Below are 23,442 nucleotides of genomic sequence, written 5' to 3'. Positions count from 1 at the left end.
CTGTTCAGGGAGCCGCCTTTTCTGGATGGGATTCTGGCTTACAACAAGTCGTACTGCTTGAGCTTCTTGCGCAGGGTGCCTCGGTTCAGCCCGAGCATCTCGCTGGCCTTGGTCTGGTTGCCCTTCACGTAGTTCATCACGCTTTCGAGCAGGGGCGCCTCGACTTCGGAGAGCACCAGGTTGTACACGTCCGTCACGGTCGCGCCTTCCAGGTGGGCGAAGTAGTTGTGCAGCGCCTTCTCGACGCTGTCGCGAAGGGTCTGGCCCTCTTCGCTCGGCGTGTTGAGGTGCTGTTTCAGGTTGGCGTTGTCGCTCACGGGCGTTGTTCCACTCACAAATGTCTCGGTCATCATCGTCATGCGGCCACCCCTTGTCCGTCCTCTGTCTCAAGGCTCTGTCGACGTTCGCTGAAAAACGCGCGAACGTTGGCGCACTGCGCTTGTGTGTCTTCCAAAGCGTTGAACCGGGAGCGAAACTCCTTGCCGCCGGGTCGTGTTGCCAGGTACCAGCCAACGTGCTTGCGGGCGATACGAACGCCCATCACATCGCCATAGAAGGCATGCAGCGCGGCCAGGTGCTCCAGCAGGATGCGTTCCACTTCGTCCAGCTGCGGCGCTGGCAAATGTTCGCCAGTGCGCAGGTAATGCTCGATCTCGCGAAAGATCCATGGCCGCCCCTGGGCAGCCCGGCCAATCAGCAGGCCATCGACCCCGGTGGCGTCCAGCACCGCTCGGGCCTTTTCTGGCGAAGTGATATCGCCGTTGGCAAAAACCGGGATTGACACCGCCTGCTTGATGGCAGCGATGGTGTCGTATTCGGCATCGCCGGTGTACAGGTCGGCGCGTGTGCGGCCATGCACCGCCAGCGCCTGGATGCCGGCCTGTTCAGCGATCTTCGCCACGTTCAGGCCGTTCTTGTTCGCCCGGTCCCAGCCGGTGCGGATCTTCAGGGTCACCGGAACGTCCACAGCGCCGACCACGGCATGGAGGATCTCACTGACCAAGGCTTCATCTCTCAATAAAGCAGAGCCTGCAGCTTTGTTGCAGACTTTTTTTGCCGGGCAGCCCATGTTGATATCGATGATCTGGGCACCCGCTTCGACGTTGGCCTTCGCCGCCGCCGCCATCATCTGCGCATCACCGCCGGCGATCTGCACCGAGCGTGGCTCGGGATCGCCTTCATGGATGCGGCGCAGGCTCGACTTGCGGCTGTTCCACAGGCTCATGTCGCTGCTGACCATTTCCGACACCACCATGCCGGCGCCCAGGCGCTGGCAAAGTGTACGGAAAGGCTGGTCCGTGACCCCGGCCATGGGCGCGAGGATCAGGTTGTTACGTAGTGTGTATTGGCCGATGCGTACCGCCGACATAGGTGATCCCTGTTGTGGGGCCGAATCTTGGAGTTCGAAAAAGGGTTGGCATGATACCCGCTCTCGGTGACCGGATAAAGATGGATTTGGATAAAATCTGAACAGTTGTCGGCTTATGACATTTGGTAAGCGCGGGGGCTTGTTACTGTGTTGCAGCCCCCGGCAAGCCGGCCCTTCATTCCGGCGAACGGAAGCTCAGGCTGTAATTCACGGCCTTCGGCCCCGGGTCGAGGATGTCCAGGGCGATGTGGATTGGCGTCTGGCTGGGCATTTCGCCACGCCCTGCCAGTTCGCCGGACAGGTACTCGCTGGGCTTGAAGCGACGGCTGGCGATCAGCTGGCCATTGAGGTCGGCGAAGCGCAGCTCCAGCAGCGGGAACGGCTGGGCGAAGGGTGCGCGGTTGTAGATGATCGCGTCGACGATCAATGCGCCCTTGAAGTCCGGGTGGCTACGCACCACCAGGTTGCTGCTCTTGATACGGGCAATGTCGACGCGGGTGGGTACCTGGCAGCCGACCATCGGGCAGATTTGCTGGAAGATCGGCCGATACTGGTCCTGGCGGGCCATTCACACCGCCATCGACAGCGGTACACCCTGCAGCCATTCCGGGTGGTAGCGCAACAGCATCTCCAGGCCGCGCTCCTGGTAGGCCGGGAAGCTGATCGCGACCAGCGTCTCGCCCTTGACCTTCTGCGGCGGGCCGAGGCGCTGGAGGATCACGCCGTTGCGAACGAAATAGCGCTCCATGGCCGTGGTGGTCACCGCCACCACCGAACTGGCCCCCAGGTACCAGCCGCATTGCAGGCTGGACCAGAATATCTTCATCGCCAGCTGCGGATCGTCCGCCGCGCTGGCGGCGTAGCGCGAAAGCTCCCAGACCGACGGATCGCTCGGCGGGGTTTCGCTGCACAGGTAGGCGAAGACGTCCTTGAGCAGGTAGGCGTCGGTCGTCGGCAGCAGGCGGGCGCAACCGCAGATGCCCTGGCGGCCCATGGCGACGATGTAGCGGGTTTGCGGATGGTCGAACTGGTCGAATTCCTGGTCGCGGACCCTGGAGGTGGAGACCACGTCCCAGCCCAGCTTCTCGATGAAGACTTGATGCCGGTAGCGTCCCAGCTCGGCGATCATGGCGGCGGAAAGCCCTTCCAGCGATTCAGAGAGCAATTCGATCATTTCGTCGAAGTGGAACCACACGTACTGAAACGCCAGCAGGCCGGCGGCCAGCAGGGTCAGAAAACCCCACAGCAGGCGCTTGCCCCAGTTAGGCGCGGGCTTTTCCCAGCCCAGTTGCAGCGGATCGTCGACCACGTCGACCAGTGGCTCCTTGCGCGAGGGGCGTTCGGCTTTGCCGGTAAGGCCCGGTTCCAGGCGCTCCCCGGGCAGTACCTCGACGGGTTCGTCGTCGCGCGCCGACAGGTGCAGCGCCAGCGGCTCATCGTCGCGGGCACTCAGGCCTCTTTCCGGGGTTTCGTCATCGCTGGCGCGCAGCGGTTCGCCGAATGCGGGCTGTTCATCGGTTTCGGCCGCGCGGTGCGCGGGCGGCTCGTCTTCGATGTCCAGGTCAAGGTTGCTGCCCAGGGTCGGCTCGGTGCGCTCGCCGGGTGCAGGGCCCAGGTCCAGCTCAAGGGGTTCCGGCTGCAGCAATACTGGGGCGGGCTCTGCCGGGTGCTGCTGCTCGAAGGGCTCATCGGTGGCCGTGCCGAACAGGTCGTCTGCGTGCTCGTCCAGGTGCAGTTCGTCGCGCCGTGCCTGCAGCCCGTCATCCTGGCTGGCCGGGCGTGTCGGGGCGGTTTGGCCGCGACGCTCCAGGCGTTCCAGTTCCTTGTCGAGGTCAAGCTCGTCCAGCGCCTGGGCGGTAAGCGCCCAGTCCTGGTCAAGGGTACTGCTGCGTACTTCGACGGTAGGCTCAGGGGTACTGGCAGGCTCGATCAGCGGCTCGGCAGGCGCGGCAGGTGCCGGCGCAGGTGCCGCAGCCGCGCTGGCGGTACCGGCACGGTTCTGCTCCAGCAACTGCTTGGCGGCGTTGAACACCTGCAGGCAGTGACCGCAGCGCACCACGCCACGGGCCACGCTCAGCTGGTGGTGGGTGACGCGAAAGCTGGTCTGGCAATGCGGGCACTGGGTGACGAAACTGTCGGTCATGCGGCAATCCGGGAGCTGTGCAGAAAAGTATTCTAGGCCCGCTTAGCGGCGCCGACCACTGATGCGCACCCAGCCGTCGCGCACGACGATAGGGTCCAGATCAAAGTCGGCGGCGTAGGCGGCGGCTACTTCCTCGCCCTGCTCGGCAAGGATACCCGACAGCGCCAGCAGGCCACCTGGGCGAACCAGGCCGGACAACTGCGGTGCCAGCGACACCAGTGGGCCGGCGAGGATGTTGGCGACCAGTACGTCGGCCTGCATCGCTGGCATGTGCTCGGGCAGGTACAGTGCCAGCTTCTCATCGGCAACGCCGTTGCGCTGGGCATTGTCGCGCGAAGCCTCGATGGCCTGCACGTCGATGTCGGTGCCTACCGCTTCACGGGCGCCCAGCAGCAGTGCGGCGATGGCGAGGATGCCCGAGCCGCAGCCAAAGTCCAGCACCTGGGTGCCGTCGAGTTGCTGGCCGTCGAGCCATTCCAGGCACAGAGCCGTGGTGGGGTGGGTGCCGGTACCGAAGGCCAGGCCTGGGTCGAGCAACAGGTTGACGGCATCTTTTTCCGGGGCTTCGTGCCAGCTGGGCACGATCCACAGACGGCGGCCGAAGCGCATCGGCTGGAAGTTGTCCATCCAGCTGCGTTCCCAGTCCTGGTCCTCGATCACCTCGGCTTGGTGTTCGGGCAGCTCGGCGCCAGTCAGCAAACGCAGGTGGGCGAACACCTGCTCTGGGTCGGCATCGGCCTCGAACAGGGCCAGCAGGTGGGTGTGCGACCACAGCGGTGTGGTGTTGAGGTCGGGTTCGAAGATCGGTTGATCTTCGGCATCCATGAACGTGACCGAGACGGCGCCTACTTCAAGCAGGGCGTCTTCGTAGGTTTCGGCTTGTTCCGGGCTGATGGCCAGGCGTACTTGCAGCCAGGGCATGGCGGGCACCTTTGGTAAATCGACAGGGGCAGCCCTTGGCTGCGCGAAGGCTGGTAGTTTACGCGAGTGCGCAGGGTTTGTAGAGAAGGCCGGGCGCACACCCTGTGGGAGCGGTTTTAGCCGCGAACACCGGCAACGCCGGTGCCATGCCACGCAGCGGATGCTTCGCGGGTGAGCCCGCCCCCACAAGTACCGTGCGGCCTAGACGAAGCAGAGCGAGAGCGACTCCGCTATATAGGCAGGCTTTTCTTCGCCGTCGATCTCCAGCGTGGCAATCGCCTTGAGCAGCCACTGCCCCGGCTTCTTCTCCACCACCTCGGCCAGGTCCACCTTCAGCCGAACCTGGCTGTCTACCTTGACCGGCTGGATGAAGCGCACGCTGTCCAGCCCGTAGTTCACCACCATTTTCAGCCCTTGTGGCAGGACCAGGATGTCCTCGATCAGTTTGGGAATCAGTGACAAGGTCAGGAACCCGTGGGCGATCGTGCCGCCAAACGGGGTTTTTGCCGCTTTTTCAGGGTCGACATGGATGAACTGGAAGTCGCCAGTCGCCTCGGCGAACAGGTTGATGCGCTGCTGGTCGATCTTCAGCCAGGCAGAGCGGCCCAGTTCCTTACCAACGTACTGCGAAAGCTCTGTAACCGGTACATAGGGCATCGCGGACTCTCCGGGTTGTCAGTTGGTACGAAAGTGCAAGATCAGCACGGCGAACCGTTTCAGTCAAGTTACCTGCTTTTCGGCGAATATCGGTCTATAGCCGCGCGTGCTTATAATGGCGGCCATGCCCGAGGGAGATGCTTATGCTGTTGCGTGGTTTGACCTGGCTGGTGCTGTTCCAGCTTTTGGGGACGGCGATCAATCACCTGTTTGTGCCGTTCTTGCCTGGGCCGATCATCGGCCTGTTGTTGCTGCTGTTCTTCCTCATGGCTCGCGGCGAGGTGGGCAAGCCGCTGAACGAGGCCGCCAGTAGCCTGTTGCGCTACTTGCCGCTGTTGCTGGTGCCGCCGGCAGTGGGGGTGATGGTGTATGCCAAGGACATTGCCGCCGACTTCTGGGCGATTGCCGGGGCCTTGCTGATTTCTTGTCTGATGACCCTGGTGTTCGTCGGTGTGCTGATGCAAAAGCTCATCCATCGCCAGGGCAAGCGTGAGGAGCAGCCATGATGCTCGACTGGCAAGGTGCACTCGATGCGGTCGTGCATCACCCGTTGTTCGGCATCGGCATCACCCTTGGGGCCTACCAGGTGGTGCTGGCAGCCTACGAGAAAACCCGCTGGATCTTCCTGCAACCTGTACTGGTATCGATGTTGCTGGTGATCGGTGTGCTGCTGTTGTGTGGCATCGATTACAGGGAATACCGCAAGAGCACCGAAATCATGAACATCCTGCTGGGGCCCGCCACCGTGGCCTTGGCTGTACCGCTCTATCTCAACCTGCGGCGTATCCGCCAGCTGTTCTGGCCGACATTTACTACGCTGGTAGTCGGAGGCCTGTTCGCCACGCTCTGTTGCCTGGTGCTGGGCTGGTGGTTCGGTGCCGAGCACATGATCCTGATGACCATGGCGCCAAAGTCGGTCACCTCGCCGATCGCCATGCTGGTCGCCGAGCAAATTGGCGGTGTGGCGGCCCTGGCAGCGGTGTTCGTGCTGATTACCGGGGTAATCGGGGCCATCTTCGGCCCGGCCCTGCTAAGCCGCTTTGGCGTGCACAGCCCCGAGGCGCGCGGCATGTCGCTGGGGGTGACTGCACACGCGGTGGGCACTTCGGTGGCCCTGCAGGAAAGTGACGAATGCGGCGCCTTTGCCGCGCTGGCGATGAGCCTGATGGGCGTGGCCACGGCGGTGTTCCTGCCGCTGGCAGTCAGCCTGGTGGCTTGAGGAGTTGTGATGACGCTACCGCTGTTTCCGCTCAATACCGTGTTGTTTCCCGGCTGCTTTCTCGATTTGCAGATTTTCGAGGCGCGCTACCTGGACATGATCGGGCGCTGCATGAAGCAGGGCGAAGGTTTTGGTGTGGTGTGCATCCTTGAAGGGGAGCAGGTCGGCAAGGCTCCGCCAGTGGTGGCCTCGATCGGCTGCGAGGCCGTCATTCGCGACTTCGTGCAGCAGGACAACGGCTTGCTGGGTATCCGTGTCGAGGGCGTGCGACGCTTCAATCTGGGAAGCACCGAAGTGCAGAAGGACCAGTTGCTGGTGGGGCAGGTGCAATGGCTGCCGGAGCAAGTGGACAGCCCGTTGCTCGAGGCCGATGACGACCTGATGGCGCTGTTGGTGGCGTTGGGCGAGCACCCCATGGTCGAGGCGCTGGACATGCCGCGCCCGGTGGATGGGCGCCAGGCGTTGGCCAATCAGCTGGCGTACCTGCTGCCGTTCATGGAAGAGGACAAGCTGGATCTGCTGGCAATCGATTCGCCGCAGCTACGGTTGGGGGAGATCCAAAAGCTGCTGGAGCGGATTCAGGGTGAGCTATTCGCCTGATGGTTCTGTTTTGCTTGTGCCTGCCCCTTCGCGGGTACACCCCGAAGGGGCAGGCACTGGCGACCTCAATATTGGTACCTGAGCAAAGCCTGTGGCAGTGCATGCATGGCAAAGAACGCCAGCAAAGCCAGGCACGCCGGCAACACCAGCCACCACACCCGCAGCGGCAGGGCCGGTAGCGTCTGCTGGCGCTGTACCAGGGTCAGGCTAAGCGCGCACACGCAACATGCCAGCAAGGCCCCAGCCAGGATGTCGGTCGGCCAGTGCGCCCCCAGGTAAACCCGTGACAGGGCAATCGCCAGCGCCGGAATACAACCCAGCATCACCCAGGTCAGGCGCATCCGTGGCGGCTGTCCGCGCCCGGCCAGCACTGCCATCACCAGAAAGAACGCGAACGACGCCGAACTGTGCCCGCTGGGCATGCTGTAGCTGGTCAGCGGGTCGGTCAACACTTCCGGCCGGGCCCGGGCAAACAGCCATTTCAGGGTGCCGTTGGCGATCGCCGTGCCCATCAGTGCGCCGGCGGCGAAAAACGCATGCCGCCACTGACGGGCAAGCAGCAGCAGGCCGGTCAGCAGGCCGCCGAGGAACAGTTGGGTGCGGAAGTCGCCCAGCCGCGTCACCAGGACCACAATGCCGTCGATGGCCTGGCTGCGATGTTCCTGCACCAGTGTCATCACCCCTTGGTCGAACTCATGCAGGTAGGGCCAGCCGAGGAACACGCCGGCCAGGGCGATGAAACTGAGGGCGGCCACCAGCCGAGTACCGTGGCGCTGGTCACGCAGGCTACTGTTCAGGCTCAGGCCGATCAGCACCGCCAGGGTACCGGCGATGATCCCGGCATCCAGCCAGAAGCCTTCTGGCAGAGGCAGGCGCATGGCAGCACCGGTGGCCCAGCCGGGCAGTAAGTACGCGACCGACCAGCCGGCGCCCGCCACCAGGCTGACGGCGATGAAGCGCGGCAGTGGCATGTCGAACATGCCGGCGACCATGGGCAGCATGGGCCGCAGCGGACCGATGAAGCGGCCTACCAGCAGGCTGGCAATGCCGTAGCGCTGGAAGTAGCTTTCGGCGCTGCCGATCCATTCCGGGTGGTGACGCAGCAGGGGCAGGCGGCGGATGTTCTGGTGGAAGTACTTGCCCACCGTGTATGACAAGGCGTCGCCCAGCAGGCCACCTAGAAAGCCCAGCAGCAAGGTTTCGCCCAGGGTGAATGCGCCGCTGCCGGCCAGTACCGCGACGGCGAACAGCAGCACGGTGCCTGGCACGATGATGCCGGCGATGGCCAGGCATTCAATGCAGGCGATCAGGAAAATCGCCAGGCCAAGCCACTGGGGGTTGGCGCTTAGCCAGCCGGTCAGGCTGTCGAGCCATTGGCCCATGTTCAGCTTCCTTGTTCGAGAATGAAGAAGTCACGGCCTTCGACTTGGCCGCGACGTAACGGGTTCCGCGTGCAGAAGCGCGCGTACTCGGCGTCGACGAAGCGGTACGGGAGGTGCTCGTCGCGCCCGTGTGGGATGCCCAGGCGGGCGGCCTGGATTACCCGGGGCACGGCGTTGCCACAATCCTCGACGTACAGGCGTTCGGCGTCGAAACGCTGGGCGTCCCAGTGCGGTACTTTCAGGCCCAGGGCCCGGCACAGCAGGGTCTGGCCGGCGCACAGGCGCTCATCCGGGCGCAGCTTGCCGCTGGCGTCGGGGTTGTTCAGCTGCATCTGCGCCAGGCTGTTGGGCCCCGAGAGGGCGTCCTGCCAAGGATAGGCAGACTTGATCAGCACCGCGTTACCCGGCCCGTGAGCGCTGAAGTTCAGCGAGTCGCCGCCGCGGGCGTAGTACATGTAGATATGCCCGCCATCAAGGAACAGCGCCTTGCGCTTTTCGGTGTAGCCGAGCGAGGCGTGGCTGCCTTTGTCGGTGAGGTAGTAGGCCTCGGTCTCGATGATGCGCGCAGCCAGCCACAGGTCGCCGTGGCGATGGCGGATAACCTTGCCGAGCAGGCCCTTGGCCACGGTTTGGGCATCACGGTCGAAAAAGCTGTCGGGCAGGGCTGGCATGCGGGCGGTTCGTGGCTGGGGAGGCGGGATGATAGCAATGAATGGCTTAATCGAGGCTGAATCGATCGTGATGTTGGCAGTGTCGTTGTAAGGGGGCAGGCCTTATGAAAGCCCTGTGGGCGTGGGCGTGCCCGCGAAAAGGCCACAACGGGTGGTGAATTTTTCGATAACCCTGGTTACATCTTTCCCGTCCATTGCCCCAGCCATTTTCTACCATCCGCCACCCGCCGCTGGGCGTACACCTGCGCGGCAGTTATAATCAGCCGATTTCCCCTTCGCCAAGACACCGAACCCATGACTGAGTCCGTTCTTGACTATATGACCCGCCTGGGTCGCGCTGCCCGTGAGGCTTCCCGGGTGATCGGCCGTGCCAGCACCGCGCAGAAGAACCGCGCCCTGCAAGCCGCCGCCGACGCGCTGGACGCCGCCCGTGCCGAGCTCACTGCTGCCAATGAGCTGGACCTGGCCGCTGGCCGCGCCAATGGCCTGGAGCCAGCGCTGCTCGACCGCCTGGCGCTGACCCCGGCACGCATCGACGGCATGATCACCGGCCTGCGCCAGGTGGCCAGCCTGCCGGACCCGGTCGGTGCCATCCGCGACATGAGCTACCGCCCATCGGGTATTCAGGTCGGCAAAATGCGCACGCCGCTGGGGGTGATCGGGATCATCTACGAGTCGCGCCCGAACGTGACCATCGATGCCGCCAGCCTGTGCCTGAAGTCGGGTAACGCGACCATCCTGCGTGGCGGCTCCGAAGCCATCCATTCCAACCGCGCCATTGCCACCTGCATCCAGCGTGGCCTGGCCGAAGCCGGCTTGCCGGCAGCCGTGGTGCAGGTGGTCGAGACCACTGACCGCGAAGCCGTGGGCGCGCTGATCAGCATGCCGCAATTCGTCGATGTCATCGTGCCGCGCGGCGGCCGTGGCCTGATCGAACGCATCAGCCGCGATGCCCGCGTACCGGTGATCAAGCACCTGGACGGCATCTGCCACGTTTATGTCAGCCAGCATGCCGACCTGGACAAGGCCTGGAATGTGGCCTTCAACGCCAAGACCTACCGCTACGGCATTTGCGGGGCCATGGAAACCCTGCTGGTCGACCAGCGGGTGGCGGAGCGCTTCCTGCCGGAAATGGCCCGCCGCTTCCAGGAGAAGGGCGTGGAGCTGCGTGGCTGCGAGCGTACTCGCGCGCTGGTCGAGGCCAAACCGGCCACTGAAGACGACTGGCACACCGAGTACCTGGACGCGATCCTGTCGATCCGCGTCGTCGATGGCCTGGACCAGGCCATCGAGCACATCAACCACTATGGCTCGCACCACACCGACTCGATCATCAGCGAACACCAGGGTGAAGCCCGCCAGTTCATGGCTGAAGTCGATTCGGCGTCGGTCATGCTCAACACTCCGACCTGCTTTGCCGACGGCTTCGAGTACGGCCTGGGCGCGGAAATCGGTATTTCCACCGACAAGCTGCATGCCCGTGGCCCGGTCGGCCTGGAAGGCCTGACCTGCGAGAAGTACGTGGTAATCGGTGACGGCCAGCTGCGCGGCCAGGGGACCTGCTGAGTTGAGCAAGGCCCAGGCAGTCCGGCGCATCGGCATTCTAGGCGGCACCTTCGACCCCGTGCATATCGGCCACCTGCGCAGCGCGCTGGAAGTGGCCGAGCTCATGGGGCTGGACGAGTTGCGCCTGTTGCCCAATGCCCGGCCGCCACACCGCGACACGCCACAGGTGGCCGCGCAGGATCGCCTGGCCATGGTGCGTGAAGCGGTGCAGGGCGTCGCTTGCCTGAGCGTCGACGCCCGCGAGCTGGAGCGCGACAAGCCGTCGTACACCATCGATACGCTGGAATCGATCCGCGCCGAACTGGCCGGCAACGACCAGCTGTTCCTGGTGCTGGGCTGGGATGCCTTTTGTGGCCTGCCTGCCTGGCACCGCTGGGAAGAGTTGCTGCAACACTGTCACATCCTGGTGCTGCAACGCCCGGATGCCGACGTAGAACCCCCTGACGAGCTGCGCAACCTGCTGGCTGCGCGCTCGGAGAGCGATCCCACCGCCATGTCCGGCCCGGCGGGAAATATTTCGTTCGTCTGGCAGACGCCGCTTGCGGTGTCGGCTACACAGATCCGACAGCTGCTGGCCAGCGGCAAATCGGTGAGGTTCCTGGTGCCGGACGCCGTACTGGCCTATATCGAGGCGCACGAACTGTATCGTGCGCCCAACTGACGGTGCCTCTGGCGCCTCATCCAACGAGTTGAACGAGTTTTTTATGACCAAGCAAAAAATTTACGGCGAAGAACTGGTCGCAGTGACCAAGGCAGCGCTGGAAGACGTCAAGGCCCAGGACATCCAGGTCATCGACGTGCGCGAAAAGCACAGCCTGACCGACTACATGATCATTGCCACCGGTACCTCCAACCGCCAGATCAACGCGATGGCCGAAAAGGTCCGTGAAGCGGTCAAGGCCAAGGGCGCCCAGCCACTGGGTGAAGAAGGCAAAGGCGACAGCGACTGGGTGCTGCTGGACCTGAACGACGTCATCGTGCACATGATGACCGCCGCTGCCCGCCAGTTCTACGACCTGGAGCGTCTGTGGCAGGGTGCCGAGCAAAGCCGTGCCGCCGATGGCAAGCACCACAGCCCGGACCATGCTCACGAGTACTCCGACAAGCTCAAAGACCGCGAATAAGGAAAGCGCTGTGCGTCTGCGCCTGATTGCGGTCGGCTCGCGCATGCCCAAGTGGGTCGAGGAAGGCTGGCATGAATATGCCAAGCGCCTGCCCACCGAGCTGTCGCTGGAGCTGGTGGAAATCCCGCTGAATACCCGTGGCAAGAATGCCGACGTCGCCCGTCTGATCCGTCAGGAGGGCGAAGCCATGCTGAGCAAGGTGCAGCCTGGGGAACGCATTGTCACCCTCGAGGTCCATGGCAAGCCCTGGAGTACCGAGCAGCTGGCCACCGAGCTGGACCGCTGGCGCCTGGATGCGCGCACGGTGAATTTGATGGTGGGTGGCCCGGAAGGCCTGGCGCCCGAGGTTTGCGCGCGCGCCGAGCAACGTTGGTCGCTGTCGCCGCTGACTTTGCCGCACCCGTTGGTAAGGATACTCATCGGCGAGCAGATCTACCGCGCCTGGACCGTGCTGTCCGGGCACCCTTACCACAAATGAGCCTGTAAGCAGTCCGATGTCGCAGCCGATCCGTCTCAAGGACCACGAGAAAGACGCCCGCCTGGTGCGCAACCGCGTCGTGGTCGGCGCGGTGGCGATCATGCTGCTTATTTGCGTGCTGATTGCGCGGCTGTACTACCTGCAGATCATCCAGTACGACTACCACTCCACGCTGTCGGAAAACAATCGGGTGCACGTGCAGCCGATCCCGCCGACCCGCGGGCTGATCTTCGACCGCAATGGGGTGATCGTCGCCGATAACCGGCCCAGCTTCAGCCTGTCGATGACCCGCGAACGCGCGGGTAACTGGCAGGAAGTGCTGGATACCATCGTTGAAGTGCTGGAGCTGACCGACGACGACCGCGCCCTGTTCGAGAAGCGCATGCGCCAGGGCCGCCGGCCGTTCGAGCCGGTGCCGATCCTGTTCGAGCTCAACGAAGAGCAGATCGCCCGGGTGGCGGTAAACCAGTTCCGCCTGCCGGGCGTGGAAGTGGTGGCCCAGTTGGTGCGGCATTACCCGCAGGGCGCGCATTTCGCCCATTCGGTGGGGTATGTAGGGCGGATTAACGAGAAAGAGCTGAAAACGCTCGACCCGGTGAACTACAGCGGCACCCACCATATCGGCAAGACGGGCATCGAGCGCTTCTACGAAGATGCCCTGCACGGCCAGGTGGGTTACGAGGAAGTCGAGACCAACGCCCGTGGCCGTGTGCTGCGGGTGCTCAAGCGTACCGACCCTAAACCGGGCAAGGACATTGTGCTGAGCCTGGACATCAAGCTGCAGGAGGCTGCCGAGGCTGCCCTGGGTGGCCGACGCGGCGCGGTGGTGGCGCTCGACCCTCGGACCGGCGAGGTGCTGGCGATGGTCAGCCAGCCAAGCTTCGACCCCAACCTGTTCGTTACCGGCATCAGCTTCAAGGCCTATGCCGAACTGCGCGACTCGATAGACCGGCCGCTGTTCAACCGCGTGCTGCGCGGCCTGTACCCACCGGGTTCGACCATCAAGCCGGCGGTGGCCATTGCTGGCCTGGACAGTGGTGTGGTCAATGCGGGCAGCCGGGTGTTCGACCCGGGCTACTACCAGTTGCCCAACTACGATCACAAATACCGTAACTGGAACCGTTCCGGTGATGGCTGGGTCGACCTGGACACCGCCATCATGCGGTCCAACGACACCTACTTCTACGACCTTGCGCACAAGATGGGCATCGATCGGCTGTCCAGCTACATGAACAAGTTCGGCATCGGCCAGCGGGTTTCCCTCGACATGTTCGAGGAGTCCGCCGGGTTGATGCCTTCGCGCGAATGGAAGCGTGCTACCCGTCGCCAGGCCTGGTTCCCCGGCGAAACCCTGATTCTCGGCATCGGCCAGGGCTACATGCAGGCCACGCCGCTGCAACTGGCCCAGGCCACTGCATTGATCGCCAACAAAGGCGTGTGGAACCGCCCGCACCTGGCCAAGACCATCGAAGGCCAGGCACCGGTGGACGACAACCCGATGGAAGACATCGTGCTGCGTGACAAGTCCGACTGGGCCAAGGTCACCCATGGCATGGAGCAGGTGATGCACAACGCCCGTGGTACCGCGCGCAAGGCCGCCGCCGGTGCTCAGTACCGCATTGCCGGCAAGAGCGGTACCGCCCAGGTGGTGGCGATCAAGCAGGGCGAAAAGTACGACCGCAACAAGCTCCAGGAGCGCCACCGCGACCACGCGCTGTTCGTCGCTTTTGCCCCGGCCGAGGCCCCGAAAATCGTGGTGTCGGTGATGGTCGAGAACGGTGAGTCCGGCTCTGGCGTCGCCGCGCCGGTGGTACGCCAGATCATGGACGCCTGGCTGCTCGACGAAAATGGCCGGCTCAAGCCCGAGTTCGCGCCTGCCACCGTTACCCAGGAATCGCCTCTGTGATGAACAATTTCGATCGCATGCTCTCCAGCGAGGATGTGATGCGTCGGCGCGCCAGCTTTCTGCAGCGCATCCATGTCGACGGCCCCCTGCTGATCATTCTGCTGACCCTTGCGGCTGGCAGCCTGTTCGTCCTTTACTCGGCCAGTGGCAAGAACTGGGACCTGCTGCTCAAGCAGGCCACCTCGTTCGGCATCGGCCTGGTGTCGATGTTCGTCATCGCCCAGCTGGAGCCGCGCTTCATGGCCCGCTGGGTGCCGCTGGCCTACCTGGCCGGGGTGCTGTTGCTGGTAGTGGTGGACGTGATGGGCCACAACGCCATGGGCGCCACGCGCTGGATCAACATCCCCGGGGTGATTCGCTTCCAGCCCTCGGAATTCATGAAGATCATCATGCCGGCGACCATCGCCTGGTACCTGTCCAAACGCACCTTGCCGCCGCATTTGAAGCACGTGGCAATCAGCCTGGTGCTGATTGGCGTGCCGTTCATCCTGATCGTGCGTCAGCCCGACCTGGGCACAGCCTTGCTGATTCTCGCCTCCGGCGCCTTCGTGCTGTTCATGGGTGGCCTGCGCTGGCGCTGGATCCTCAGCGTGCTGGCCGCGACGGTGCCGGTGGCGGTGGCGATGTGGTTCTTCGTCATGCACGACTACCAGAAGCAGCGGGTGCTGACCTTCCTCGACCCGGAAAGCGACCCGTTGGGCACCGGTTGGAACATCATCCAGTCCAAGGCGGCGATCGGCTCGGGCGGCGTGTTCGGCAAGGGCTGGCTGCTCGGCACTCAGTCGCACCTGGACTTCCTGCCGGAAAGCCACACCGACTTCATCATCGCCGTGCTTGGTGAGGAATTCGGCCTGGTCGGTATCTGCCTGCTGTTGATCGTCTACCTGCTGCTGATCGGCCGTGGCCTGATGATCACCGCCCAGGCACAGACCCTGTTTGGCAAGCTGCTTGCGGGCAGCCTGACCATGACCTTTTTTGTATACGTGTTCGTCAATATCGGAATGGTCAGCGGCCTTCTGCCTGTGGTGGGCGTGCCGCTGCCTTTCATCAGTTATGGCGGAACATCGTTGGTGACGCTGCTTTCAGCGTTTGGCGTTCTGATGTCGATCCATACGCACCGCAAATGGATCGCGCAGGTTTGAATAAGGTGAACAATTTCATGCAAGCAGTGCGTAACTGGGCTGCCCGTTGTGCGCCGTGGATCGGTGCGGTGGGCCTGTTCGGCGCTGTACAGCTGGCCCATGCCGGTGATTACGAGGGCTCGCCGCAGGTAACCGAGTTCGTTGGCGAAATGAGCCGCGACTATGGTTTTGCCCCTGAGCAACTGATGGGCGTGTTCCGTGAGGTACAGCGCAAGCAGTCGATCCTCGACGCCATTTCGCGCCCGGCCGAACGGGTAAAACCGTGGAAGGACTACCGGCCGATGTTCCTCACCGATGCGCGCATTGCCCGCGGTGTAGATTTCTGGCGCCAGCATGAGGCGGTATTGGCGCGTGCCGAGCAGGAATACGGCGTACCGGCGCAGTACATTGTCGCGATCATCGGCGTGGAAACCTTCTTCGGCCGCAATACCGGCAACTACCGCGTGATCGACGCCCTGTCGACCTTGGGCTTCGACTACCCGCCACGGGCCGAATTCTTCCGCAAGGAGCTGCGCGAGTTCCTGCTGCTGGCGCGTGAGGAACAGCTCGACCCCTTGACGCTCAAGGGCTCGTACGCCGGCGCCATGGGCTTGCCGCAGTTCATGCCAAGCAGTTTTCGCAACTACGCGGTGGACTTCGACGGCGACGGTCATATCAATATCTGGAACAACCCGGACGATGCCATCGGCAGCGTGGCCAGCTACTTCAAGCGCCACGGCTGGGTGGCTGGTGAGGGTGTGGTCAGCCGTGCCTGGATCGAAGGTGAGCGCGCAGACGAAGGCCTGACTACCGGCATCGAACCGGTGAAAACGGTAGGGGAGTTGCGCGGGCTTGGCTGGTCGGTTCATGATTCGCTGCGCGATGATCTGCCGGTTACCGCCTTCCGTCTCGAGGGCGACAACGGCCCCGAGTACTGGATGGGCCTGAAGAACTTCTATGCGATCACTCGCTACAACCGCAGCGTGATGTATGCCATGGCGGTGCATCAGCTCGCGGAACAGCTGGTTCAAGTACGGGGCGTCAAGTAATGCGTGCAATCATTTCTGGCAACGCTTTCAAGCTGTTCACCTGCCTCGCCGTCGGCGTGGCGCTGGCCAGTTGCTCTTCCAGCCGCCCGGCCCAGCAAAGCAGTGGCAATGTCGTGCGCAGCCAGCCGGGCCTGGACATCAACCGGGCGCACAAGGACGGCGCACCGTGGTGGGACGTGGATGTGAACAAGATCCCCGATGCCACGCCGACCGTGCATACCGGCAACTACAAGGCCAACCCGTACACGGTGCTGGGCAAGACGTACTACCCGATGCAGGACTCGCGCAACTACCGCGCCGAGGGCACGGCGTCGTGGTATGGCACCAAGTTCCACGGGCAAAACACCGCTAACGGCGAGCTGTACGACCTGTATGGCATGAGCGCGGCGCACAAGACCCTGCCGCTGCCGGCCTATGTGCGGGTGACCAACCTGGCCAACGGCCGTAGCGTGATCCTGCGGGTGAACGACCGTGGCCCGTTCTATTCCGACCGCATCATCGACCTGTCCTATGCCGCGGCGAAAAAGCTCGGCTATGCGGAGATCGGCACCGCGCACGTGCGCGTCGAGGGTATCGACCCGCAGCAGTGGTGGGCCCAGCGTGGCCAGACGCCGCCGATGGTGCTGAAAGAGCCACAAGTGGCGCAGACCCAAGCGATCCCGGCCAGCACCGGGCGCGTCGAGCAATGGACCCCGCCGCCACAGCAGCATGCGGCGCCGGTGGTGCCGGTTCAGGTAGGTGGCAACAATGTACCCGGCGGCAACGGCGGCAGCTTCCTGCAGGTAGGCGCTTTCGCCAACCCGGACGCTGCCGAGTTGCTGCGCTCCAAGCTCAGCACCATGGTCAGCGCGCCGGTGTTCATCAGCTCGATCGTGCGAAACCAGCAGACCCTGCACCGCGTGCGCCTGGGGCCGATTGGCAGCCAAGGTGAGATCCAGCAAGCACAAGACAGCATCCGCCTGGCGAACTTGGGGCAGGCCAAGCTGGTCACAGCTGACTGACTGTGGAAGCGGGCTTGCCCGGTCCTGCAGGGCAACTCCAAACTGTCGGTTTTGTCATGAATTGCCGGGCGCGCCCATGTACAATGACGGCTTTTGCCCGCAGCGACATAAAGCCGCACGTTCGCGGGCCAGGCCACCGGCCATAAAACTAGACTGACTGGCGCTGGGCACATGATCTTGCCCAGGGAACATCTCAGACCATTAGCGATTTTCGAGAGACGGATGAACATCACCAACCTTGCCAAACGACTTTGCCTGCCTGTACTGCTGATGATCACGCCTGCCGCCTTCGCGGCAGAGCAGATGACGCCGGCGCCACCGCAACTGGCAGCCAAGTCCTACGTACTCATGGACGCGTCCAGCGGCAACGTGCTGGTCGAGAACAACGGTGACGAGCGCCTGCCGCCAGCCAGCCTGACCAAGCTGATGACCGCCTACATCGCCACCCTGGACATCCGCCGTGGCCAAATCGGTGAGAACGACCCGGTTACCGTCAGCGAAAACGCCTGGCGTACCGGCGGTTCGCGCATGTTCATCAAGGTTGGCAGCCAGGTGACTGTCAGCGACCTGCTGCACGGCATCATCATTCAGTCCGGTAACGACGCCTCGGTCGCCTTGTCCGAGCACATCGCCGGCAGCGAAGATGCGTTTGCCGACATGATGAACAAGACGGCTGCCGACCTGGGCATGACCAACAGCCACTTCATGAACCCGACTGGCCTGCCGAACCCGGAGCACTACTCGTCGGCGCACGACATGGCGACCCTGGCCCGCGCGATCATCACCGTCGACCCGGCTCACTACGCGATCTACTCGCAGAAAGAGTTCTTCTGGAACAACATCAAGCAGCCCAACCGCAACCTGCTGCTGTGGCGTGACAAGACCGTCGATGGCCTGAAAACCGGCCACACCGACGAAGCCGGCTACTGCATGGTGGCTTCGGCCGTTCGTGACGGCCAGCGCCTGATCGCCGTGGTGTTCGGCACCAACAGCGAGCAGTCGCGTGCTGCCGAGACCCAAAAGCTGCTGACCTATGGCTTCCGCTTCTTCGAAACCCAGACCTTCTACCAGAAGGGCACCGAGCTGACCCAGGCTCCGGTCTGGAAGGGCGCCACCGGCCAGATCAAGGCTGGCCTGGCTGACGACCTCACCATGACTATGCCTAAAGGCCAATTGAAGCGCCTGCAGGCTTCGATGACCATGAACCCGCAGCTCACCGCACCGATCGCCAAAGGTGACGTGATCGGCAAAGTGGAAGTCAAACTGGACGAGAAAGTGGTTCACAGCGCCGACCTGATCGCCCTCGATGGCGTCGAGGAAGGTGGTTTCTTCCGCCGTATGTGGGATAGCATCCGTCTATTCTTCTACGGGTTGTTCAACTGATACGTGACCTGCATGCCCCCGCGTATCTCGCGGGGGCGTTGTTGTTGCCACGGCTTACGAGGCCGTTTCCGCCATGAGCGAACCAGACGTCAAGTCGCATAAGATCGAATTCCCTTGCGACGATTACCCGATCAAGGTAATCGGCGATACCGTTGTCGGTTTCAAGGACACGGTCATCGAGATTCTCAGCAAGCACGCCAAAGTCGACCTTTCCACCCTGGCCGAACGCCAGAGCAAGGAAGGCAAGTACACCACCGTGCAATTGCACATCGTTGCCGAAAGCGAGAACCAGCTGCACGATATCAACAGCGCCCTGCGCGCTACCGGCATCGTGAAAATGGTGCTCTGATGTCCGCTTGCCTCGGTTTTCGCGAGCTTGGCCTGCAGCCCTATGAACCGGTGCTGGAGGCCATGCGCCGTTTTACCGAGCAGCGCAGCCCGGACAGCCAGGATGAAATCTGGCTGGTCGAGCACCCCGCGGTCTTCACCCAGGGCCAGGCTGGCAAGGCCGAGCACCTGCTGGTGCCGGGCGACATCCCGGTGGTGCAGACTGACCGCGGTGGCCAGGTGACCTATCATGGCCCCGGTCAGCAGGTGGCCTACCTGCTGCTGGACGTGCGCCGGCTGGGCTTTGGCGTGCGTGAGCTGGTCAGCCGTATCGAACAGGCCTTGATCGGCCTGCTCGCCAGTTACGACGTGCAGGCATCGGCCAAGCCCGATGCTCCGGGCGTCTATGTCGATGGAGCGAAAATCGCCTCCCTCGGCCTGCGAATCCGCAACGGCCGTTCGTTCCACGGCCTTGCCCTGAACGTGGACATGGACCTTGCGCCATTCCGCCGAATCAACCCCTGCGGCTATGCGGGGCTGGCCATGACCCAGCTGCGCGATCTGGCAGGCCCGATCGAACTCGACGAGGTCAGGACAAGGCTGCGCGGACAGCTGGTCAAGCACCTCGACTACGCTGAGCAGACGACCCTCACGGGCGGAATCGACTGAATATGACAACTGTGCAAGAAGCCGTGCCGAACCTGATACCTACCCAGGATGCCACCCCGCGCCCAGCGCCAAAGAAGGTGGAAGCTGGGGTCAAGCTGCGTGGCGCCGACAAGGTGGCGCGCATCCCGGTAAAAATCATCCCTACCGACGAGTTGCCGAAGAAGCCTGACTGGATCCGCGTGCGGATCCCGGTGTCGCCCGAGGTAGACCGCATCAAGCAACTGCTGCGCAAGCACAAGCTGCACAGCGTGTGCGAAGAGGCCTCCTGCCCGAACCTAGGCGAGTGCTTCTCCGGTGGTACCGCTACCTTCATGATCATGGGTGACATCTGCACCCGTCGTTGCCCGTTCTGCGACGTTGGCCACGGCCGGCCGAAACCGCTGGACCTGGACGAGCCGAAAAACCTGGCTGTCGCGATTGCCGACCTGCGCCTGAAGTATGTGGTGATCACCTCGGTGGACCGCGACGACCTGCGTGACGGCGGTGCCCAGCACTTTGCCGACTGCATCCGCGAAATCCGCGCATTGTCGCCGGGTGTGCAACTGGAAACCCTGGTGCCGGACTACCGTGGCCGCATGGACGTTGCGTTGGAGATCACCGCGCAAGAGCCGCCAGATGTGTTCAACCACAACCTCGAAACCGTACCGCGCCTGTACAAGGCCGCACGCCCAGGCTCGGACTACGACTGGTCGCTGGACCTGCTGCAGAAGTTCAAGCAGATGGTGCCGCACGTACCGACCAAGTCGGGCTTGATGCTCGGCCTGGGCGAGACCGACGAAGAAGTGATCGAGGTGATGCACCGCATGCGTGAGCATGAAATCGACATGCTCACCCTCGGCCAGTACCTGCAGCCATCGCGCAGCCACCTGCCGGTACAACGTTTCGTGCACCCGGACACCTTCGCCTGGTTCGCCGAAGAAGGTTACAAGATGGGCTTCAAGAACGTTGCCTCCGGCCCGCTGGTGCGCTCTTCGTACCACGCCGACCAACAGGCTCACGAAGCCAAGATCAAGCTCTGAGCCTAGCGCAGAGCGACCTATGCCGATGCACGCCGTAAGGCGGCATCGGCATTTTTGTTTGTGCCACACGCGCTGCAAGGAGCCGCGATGAATTGCGCCGAAACCTTTCAACCCAGCCTGCCAGCCGCACTGCCGGCCAACGCCTGCTTTGCCATTGTCGCCCCGGCGGGTGCGGCGCGTCTGGATACGCACAAGGTCAGCCAGTGGTTCGCTGACCGTGGCTACCGTTGTCGTATCTACCCGGGGGCCCTGCAAGCCCAGGGTTACCTGGCCGGGCCGGACCAACAGCGCCTGCAGGACCTGCACGATGCCTTTGCCGACCCGTCCATCGACGCCATCCTGTGCATGCGTGGGGGCTACGGCAGCATGCGCTTGCTCGACCAGCTCGACTTCGAGCTGGTTCGGCGCAACCCTAAGCCGTTGATCGGTTACAGCGACATCACTGCGTTGCACACGGCGATCTACCGGCATGCCGGGCTGGTTACCTTCCATGGGGGGATGCTCAATGCCGACCTGTTGGGGGCGAAGTTGCCACCGACCGAGTCGTCGTTGCTGGCGCAATTGGGCGGGCATGTGCGGGCAGGCGAGCAGATCGCGCACCCGGCGGACTATGCCTTGAGCAGTGTGTTGCCGGGAGCGGCCAGCGGGCCGCTGCTGGGCGGCAACCTGTCTATGTTGGGTGCGACCATGGGGACCCTTGCCGAACTGGATACCCAGGGGTGCATCCTGTTCATCGAGGACGTCAACGAGCCGTTGTACCGGGTGGACCGGTTGCTGACCCAGTTGCGTCTGGCAGGCAAGCTGGAAGGGGTGAAAGGTGTGCTGGTGGGGGACTTTGCCGGGATTACCACGGCGGCGTTGGCGCCGTTGCTGGAGGACACTTTCGCGCCGCTGGGTGTGCCGGTGCTGGCGGGGTGGCGCAGTGGGCATTGCGACCCGAATGTATGTTTGCCGCTGGGGGCTCGGGTCAGGCTGGACAGTGATCGGCAGAGCTTGGTGCTGGAGCAGGACTTGTACAAGGCTTGAGATTGCCGGGGCTGCGTTGCAGCCCATCGCGACACAAGGTCGCTCCCACCAGAGCGATGCGATCCTCCTGTGGGAGCGGCCCGGGCAATCTCACTGCTGGCGCAAGCTCTCGAGCAGCTTGTGGGTCGGGTATCCATCCGCCGGCCACCCCAGCCCCTGCTGGGCATTACGGATTGCCTTGCGGGTGTTGGCGCCGATAATGCCATCGGCATTGCCCGCATCATGCCCACGGCTGTTCAGCAGGTTCTGCAACTCCATGCGCTCGCTGCGGCTGAGCGGCAAGTCTTCCTTCGGCCAAGCGCCGGCAATGAAGCCCCAGCCGCTAAAGCGGTCACCCAACAGGCTCACTGCCAGCGCGTAGGACGACGAGTTGTTGTACTTGAGAATGGCGCGGAAGTTGTCCAGTACCAGGAACGCCGGCCCGCGCGCGCCAGCCGGCAGCAGCAGGGCGGCAGACAGCTGGTTGCTACCGGCCGGCAGCTGGGTGCCTGCTGGCAGTTTCACGCCCATCGCCAGCCATTCGCTCACCGGTTTGCGCAGCGCGCCATCGGCCTGCCAGAAGTCGAAACCAGCCGGCACCTGTACCTCGAAGCCCCACGGCTGACCACGCTTCCAGCCCGAGCTTTGCAGGTAATGCGCGGTCGAGGCCAGGGCGTCCGGTGTGCTGTTCCAGATGTCGCGGCGGCCATCACCGTCGAAGTCCACGGCATGGGTGTTGTAGGTGGTCGGGATGAACTGGGTCTGGCCCATGGCGCCGGCCCACGAACCGCGCATGGCCTCGGGCTGGATGTCGCCATGCTGAATGATCTGTAGCGCGGCGATGAGCTGGTCCTGGGCGAACTGCGGGCGGCGGCCCTCATAGGCCAGGGTGGCCAGCGAGCGGATCACCGACTTGTTGCCCTGGAACTGGCCAAAGTTGCTTTCCATGCCCCACACCGCGACCAGCACCTGGCGGTCGACGCCATAGCGTTGTTCGAGGCGGGTCAGCAGTTCGGCGTTCTGCTCCAGCAGCTTCTTGCCGTTGCGCACGCGCAGGGGCGACAGGGCGCCTTCGAGGTATTCCCATACCGGGCGGGTGAACTCCGGCTGGCTGCGGTCGGCCTTGATCACGTCCATATCGGGGGTGACGCCGAGGAAGGCTCGGTCGAAGGTGCTCGGCGAGATGCCGGCTTGCAGGGCTTGCTGGCGGAAGCCTGCCTGCCACTGGGCGAAGGTTTGCAGAGGCTGGATTTCAGTGCTGACGTCAGGCGTTGTGCCGGGCACAGTCACCACTGGAGCGGGTTGGGCAGGGGCCAGCGGCAGTGCGTCGGCGGCGGTGGGTTTTTCCGCGCAGGCCACAAGCAGGATGAAGCTGGAGGCCGCGATCAGCTGGCGGGTTTCCCAGCGGGGGAGAAGACGGAAGAGCATGCACAGATCCAGAATTGCAGGTCAGGTGACGACCATACCATGCCTGCGCTTGCGATGCTTTCATGCCGCCAAAAAGTAGGAAGCCTCCCAATCTCTCGATTGGAAGGCTTCGCGGCGGTAGCTGCCTTTGCCCTTGTCGGGTTGTTCCTGGCGACAGCGGAACAGGGGCTGGGCGATGATCGACTTGGCCTTGTTGGGGCCGTGTTTTTTCGGCTTTTTGCTCATGGCGGGGTTCCCCGGTTGGGTGGGTTTCGGGGCGCACTGTAGGGCGTGGTGCGGGGTGGGGCCAATTGATTGTGTTTATGGCCGCGAAAGGGCTGCAAAGCAGCCCCCATTACTCAGGGGGGAGGGTCAGGCGCTGCCCAGCCATCAACAGTGATAGCCGCGCCAGGCCCGTCCAGGGC

Annotated in this window: 25 protein-coding genes and 2 pseudogenes; 16 read left to right on the top strand and 11 right to left on the bottom strand. The window is 63.5% G+C overall.

Features of this window, described 5'->3' with window-relative positions:
• Positions 1-38 precede the first annotated feature (38 nt).
• From fis to ACNQP3_RS26000, 7 genes and pseudogenes are all read right to left on the bottom strand, one after another.
• Positions 39-359, bottom strand: a complete 321-nt coding sequence (gene fis / locus ACNQP3_RS26030) for a DNA-binding transcriptional regulator Fis (RefSeq protein WP_012274390.1) — start codon at positions 357-359, stop codon at positions 39-41.
• Positions 356-1,369 (bottom strand): tRNA dihydrouridine synthase DusB, encoded by a 1,014-nt coding sequence (gene dusB / locus ACNQP3_RS26025; protein ID WP_012274389.1) that lies wholly within the window; start codon positions 1,367-1,369, stop codon positions 356-358. The genes fis and dusB overlap by 4 nt, the downstream gene beginning before the upstream one ends.
• 175 nt (positions 1,370-1,544) lie before the next feature.
• Positions 1,545-1,937: pseudogene (locus tag ACNQP3_RS26020) on the bottom strand (DUF3426 domain-containing protein); the annotation flags it as partial.
• Positions 1,938-2,543, bottom strand: coding sequence for an acyl-homoserine-lactone synthase (gene rhlI, locus ACNQP3_RS26015; RefSeq protein WP_003138177.1), 606 nt, complete (start codon positions 2,541-2,543; stop codon positions 1,938-1,940). It lies immediately after the preceding pseudogene.
• Positions 2,544-3,401: 858 nt separating this feature from the next.
• Positions 3,402-3,512: pseudogene (locus ACNQP3_RS26010) on the bottom strand (MJ0042-type zinc finger domain-containing protein); the annotation flags it as partial.
• 42 nt (positions 3,513-3,554) lie between these two features.
• The gene (gene prmA, locus ACNQP3_RS26005; RefSeq protein ID WP_012274387.1) at positions 3,555-4,433 is read right to left on the bottom strand and encodes a 50S ribosomal protein L11 methyltransferase; all 879 of its coding nucleotides are present in this window, start codon (positions 4,431-4,433) and stop codon (positions 3,555-3,557) included.
• Between the two features lie 201 nt (positions 4,434-4,634).
• Positions 4,635-5,090: a MaoC family dehydratase gene (locus tag ACNQP3_RS26000; protein ID WP_012274386.1), complete on the bottom strand. Its 456-nt coding sequence runs from the start codon at positions 5,088-5,090 to the stop codon at positions 4,635-4,637.
• A gap of 143 nt (positions 5,091-5,233) precedes the next feature.
• On the opposite strand from ACNQP3_RS26000, the gene ACNQP3_RS25995 reads away from it, so the two are divergent.
• Genes ACNQP3_RS25995 through ACNQP3_RS25985 form a run of 3 tightly spaced genes read left to right on the top strand, consistent with a single transcriptional unit; the run spans position 5,234 to position 6,909 of the window.
• On the top strand, positions 5,234-5,596 hold the full coding sequence (locus ACNQP3_RS25995) for a CidA/LrgA family protein (RefSeq protein WP_012274385.1): 363 nt from the start codon (positions 5,234-5,236) through the stop codon (positions 5,594-5,596).
• Entirely contained in the window at positions 5,593-6,309 is a 717-nt protein-coding gene (locus ACNQP3_RS25990; protein ID WP_012274384.1) for an LrgB family protein, read from the top strand. The genes ACNQP3_RS25995 and ACNQP3_RS25990 overlap by 4 nt, the downstream gene beginning before the upstream one ends.
• Before the next feature lie 9 nt (positions 6,310-6,318).
• The gene (locus ACNQP3_RS25985) at positions 6,319-6,909 is read left to right on the top strand and encodes an LON peptidase substrate-binding domain-containing protein (protein ID WP_012274383.1); all 591 of its coding nucleotides are present in this window, start codon (positions 6,319-6,321) and stop codon (positions 6,907-6,909) included.
• A gap of 65 nt (positions 6,910-6,974) precedes the next feature.
• Here ACNQP3_RS25985 and ACNQP3_RS25980 read toward each other — a convergent pair whose 3' ends face one another.
• Together ACNQP3_RS25980 and ACNQP3_RS25975 are read right to left on the bottom strand one after the other, a co-directional pair.
• Positions 6,975-8,291, bottom strand: coding sequence for a bifunctional DedA family/phosphatase PAP2 family protein (locus ACNQP3_RS25980; protein WP_012274382.1), 1,317 nt, complete (start codon positions 8,289-8,291; stop codon positions 6,975-6,977).
• A gap of 2 nt (positions 8,292-8,293) precedes the next feature.
• Positions 8,294-8,962 carry a DNA-3-methyladenine glycosylase gene (locus tag ACNQP3_RS25975; RefSeq protein WP_012274381.1) on the bottom strand — a complete coding sequence of 223 codons (669 nt, stop codon included), beginning with the start codon at positions 8,960-8,962 and terminating at the stop codon, positions 8,294-8,296.
• A gap of 294 nt (positions 8,963-9,256) precedes the next feature.
• Here ACNQP3_RS25975 and ACNQP3_RS25970 point away from each other — a divergent pair, with 294 nt between their 5' ends.
• From ACNQP3_RS25970 to ACNQP3_RS25910, 13 genes are all read left to right on the top strand, one after another.
• Positions 9,257-10,528 (top strand): glutamate-5-semialdehyde dehydrogenase, encoded by a 1,272-nt coding sequence (locus ACNQP3_RS25970; RefSeq protein ID WP_060493402.1) that lies wholly within the window; start codon positions 9,257-9,259, stop codon positions 10,526-10,528.
• 1 nt (position 10,529) lies between these two features.
• Positions 10,530-11,189: a nicotinate-nucleotide adenylyltransferase gene (gene nadD / locus ACNQP3_RS25965; protein ID WP_012274379.1), complete on the top strand. Its 660-nt coding sequence runs from the start codon at positions 10,530-10,532 to the stop codon at positions 11,187-11,189.
• Between the two features lie 43 nt (positions 11,190-11,232).
• Complete coding sequence (gene rsfS / locus ACNQP3_RS25960) at positions 11,233-11,652, top strand: ribosome silencing factor (RefSeq protein ID WP_009685825.1); 420 nt, start codon at positions 11,233-11,235, stop codon at positions 11,650-11,652.
• A gap of 10 nt (positions 11,653-11,662) precedes the next feature.
• On the top strand, positions 11,663-12,130 hold the full coding sequence (rlmH, locus tag ACNQP3_RS25955) for a 23S rRNA (pseudouridine(1915)-N(3))-methyltransferase RlmH (RefSeq protein ID WP_012274378.1): 468 nt from the start codon (positions 11,663-11,665) through the stop codon (positions 12,128-12,130).
• A 16-nt stretch (positions 12,131-12,146) separates the two neighbouring features.
• Positions 12,147-14,036, top strand: a complete 1,890-nt coding sequence (mrdA, locus tag ACNQP3_RS25950) for a penicillin-binding protein 2 (RefSeq protein WP_012274377.1) — start codon at positions 12,147-12,149, stop codon at positions 14,034-14,036.
• A 38-nt stretch (positions 14,037-14,074) separates the two neighbouring features.
• Positions 14,075-15,178 (top strand): rod shape-determining protein RodA, encoded by a 1,104-nt coding sequence (gene rodA / locus ACNQP3_RS25945; RefSeq protein WP_049773313.1) that lies wholly within the window; start codon positions 14,075-14,077, stop codon positions 15,176-15,178.
• Positions 15,179-15,195: 17 nt separating this feature from the next.
• The gene (gene mltB, locus ACNQP3_RS25940) at positions 15,196-16,206 is read left to right on the top strand and encodes a lytic murein transglycosylase B (protein WP_012274375.1); all 1,011 of its coding nucleotides are present in this window, start codon (positions 15,196-15,198) and stop codon (positions 16,204-16,206) included.
• Positions 16,206-17,207, top strand: coding sequence for a septal ring lytic transglycosylase RlpA family protein (locus ACNQP3_RS25935; protein ID WP_060493401.1), 1,002 nt, complete (start codon positions 16,206-16,208; stop codon positions 17,205-17,207). Before mltB ends, ACNQP3_RS25935 begins: the two co-directional genes overlap by 1 nt.
• Before the next feature lie 222 nt (positions 17,208-17,429).
• Complete coding sequence (locus tag ACNQP3_RS25930; protein ID WP_012274373.1) at positions 17,430-18,590, top strand: D-alanyl-D-alanine carboxypeptidase family protein; 1,161 nt, start codon at positions 17,430-17,432, stop codon at positions 18,588-18,590.
• Between the two features lie 73 nt (positions 18,591-18,663).
• The gene (locus ACNQP3_RS25925) at positions 18,664-18,939 is read left to right on the top strand and encodes a DUF493 domain-containing protein (RefSeq protein ID WP_003249736.1); all 276 of its coding nucleotides are present in this window, start codon (positions 18,664-18,666) and stop codon (positions 18,937-18,939) included.
• Positions 18,939-19,586: a lipoyl(octanoyl) transferase LipB gene (gene lipB, locus ACNQP3_RS25920; protein WP_012274372.1), complete on the top strand. Its 648-nt coding sequence runs from the start codon at positions 18,939-18,941 to the stop codon at positions 19,584-19,586. Before ACNQP3_RS25925 ends, lipB begins: the two co-directional genes overlap by 1 nt.
• A 2-nt stretch (positions 19,587-19,588) precedes the next feature.
• Entirely contained in the window at positions 19,589-20,605 is a 1,017-nt protein-coding gene (lipA, locus tag ACNQP3_RS25915; protein WP_012274371.1) for a lipoyl synthase, read from the top strand.
• An 87-nt stretch (positions 20,606-20,692) separates the two neighbouring features.
• Positions 20,693-21,631 carry a S66 peptidase family protein gene (locus ACNQP3_RS25910; protein ID WP_012274370.1) on the top strand — a complete coding sequence of 313 codons (939 nt, stop codon included), beginning with the start codon at positions 20,693-20,695 and terminating at the stop codon, positions 21,629-21,631.
• A gap of 90 nt (positions 21,632-21,721) precedes the next feature.
• Here ACNQP3_RS25910 and ACNQP3_RS25905 read toward each other — a convergent pair whose 3' ends face one another.
• Together ACNQP3_RS25905 and arfA are read right to left on the bottom strand one after the other, a co-directional pair.
• The gene (locus ACNQP3_RS25905; RefSeq protein ID WP_012274369.1) at positions 21,722-23,038 is read right to left on the bottom strand and encodes a lytic murein transglycosylase; all 1,317 of its coding nucleotides are present in this window, start codon (positions 23,036-23,038) and stop codon (positions 21,722-21,724) included.
• A gap of 60 nt (positions 23,039-23,098) precedes the next feature.
• The gene (gene arfA, locus ACNQP3_RS25900) at positions 23,099-23,263 is read right to left on the bottom strand and encodes an alternative ribosome rescue factor ArfA (RefSeq protein WP_012274368.1); all 165 of its coding nucleotides are present in this window, start codon (positions 23,261-23,263) and stop codon (positions 23,099-23,101) included.
• Positions 23,264-23,442: the final 179 nt, after the last annotated feature.

This window comes from Pseudomonas sp. LFS074, from assembly GCF_047978165.1.
Classification (GTDB): Bacteria; Pseudomonadota; Gammaproteobacteria; order Pseudomonadales; family Pseudomonadaceae; genus Aquipseudomonas; species Aquipseudomonas putida_P.
Note: the sequence above shows the minus strand (reverse complement) of the source record. Positions and strands in the feature narration are given on the sequence as shown.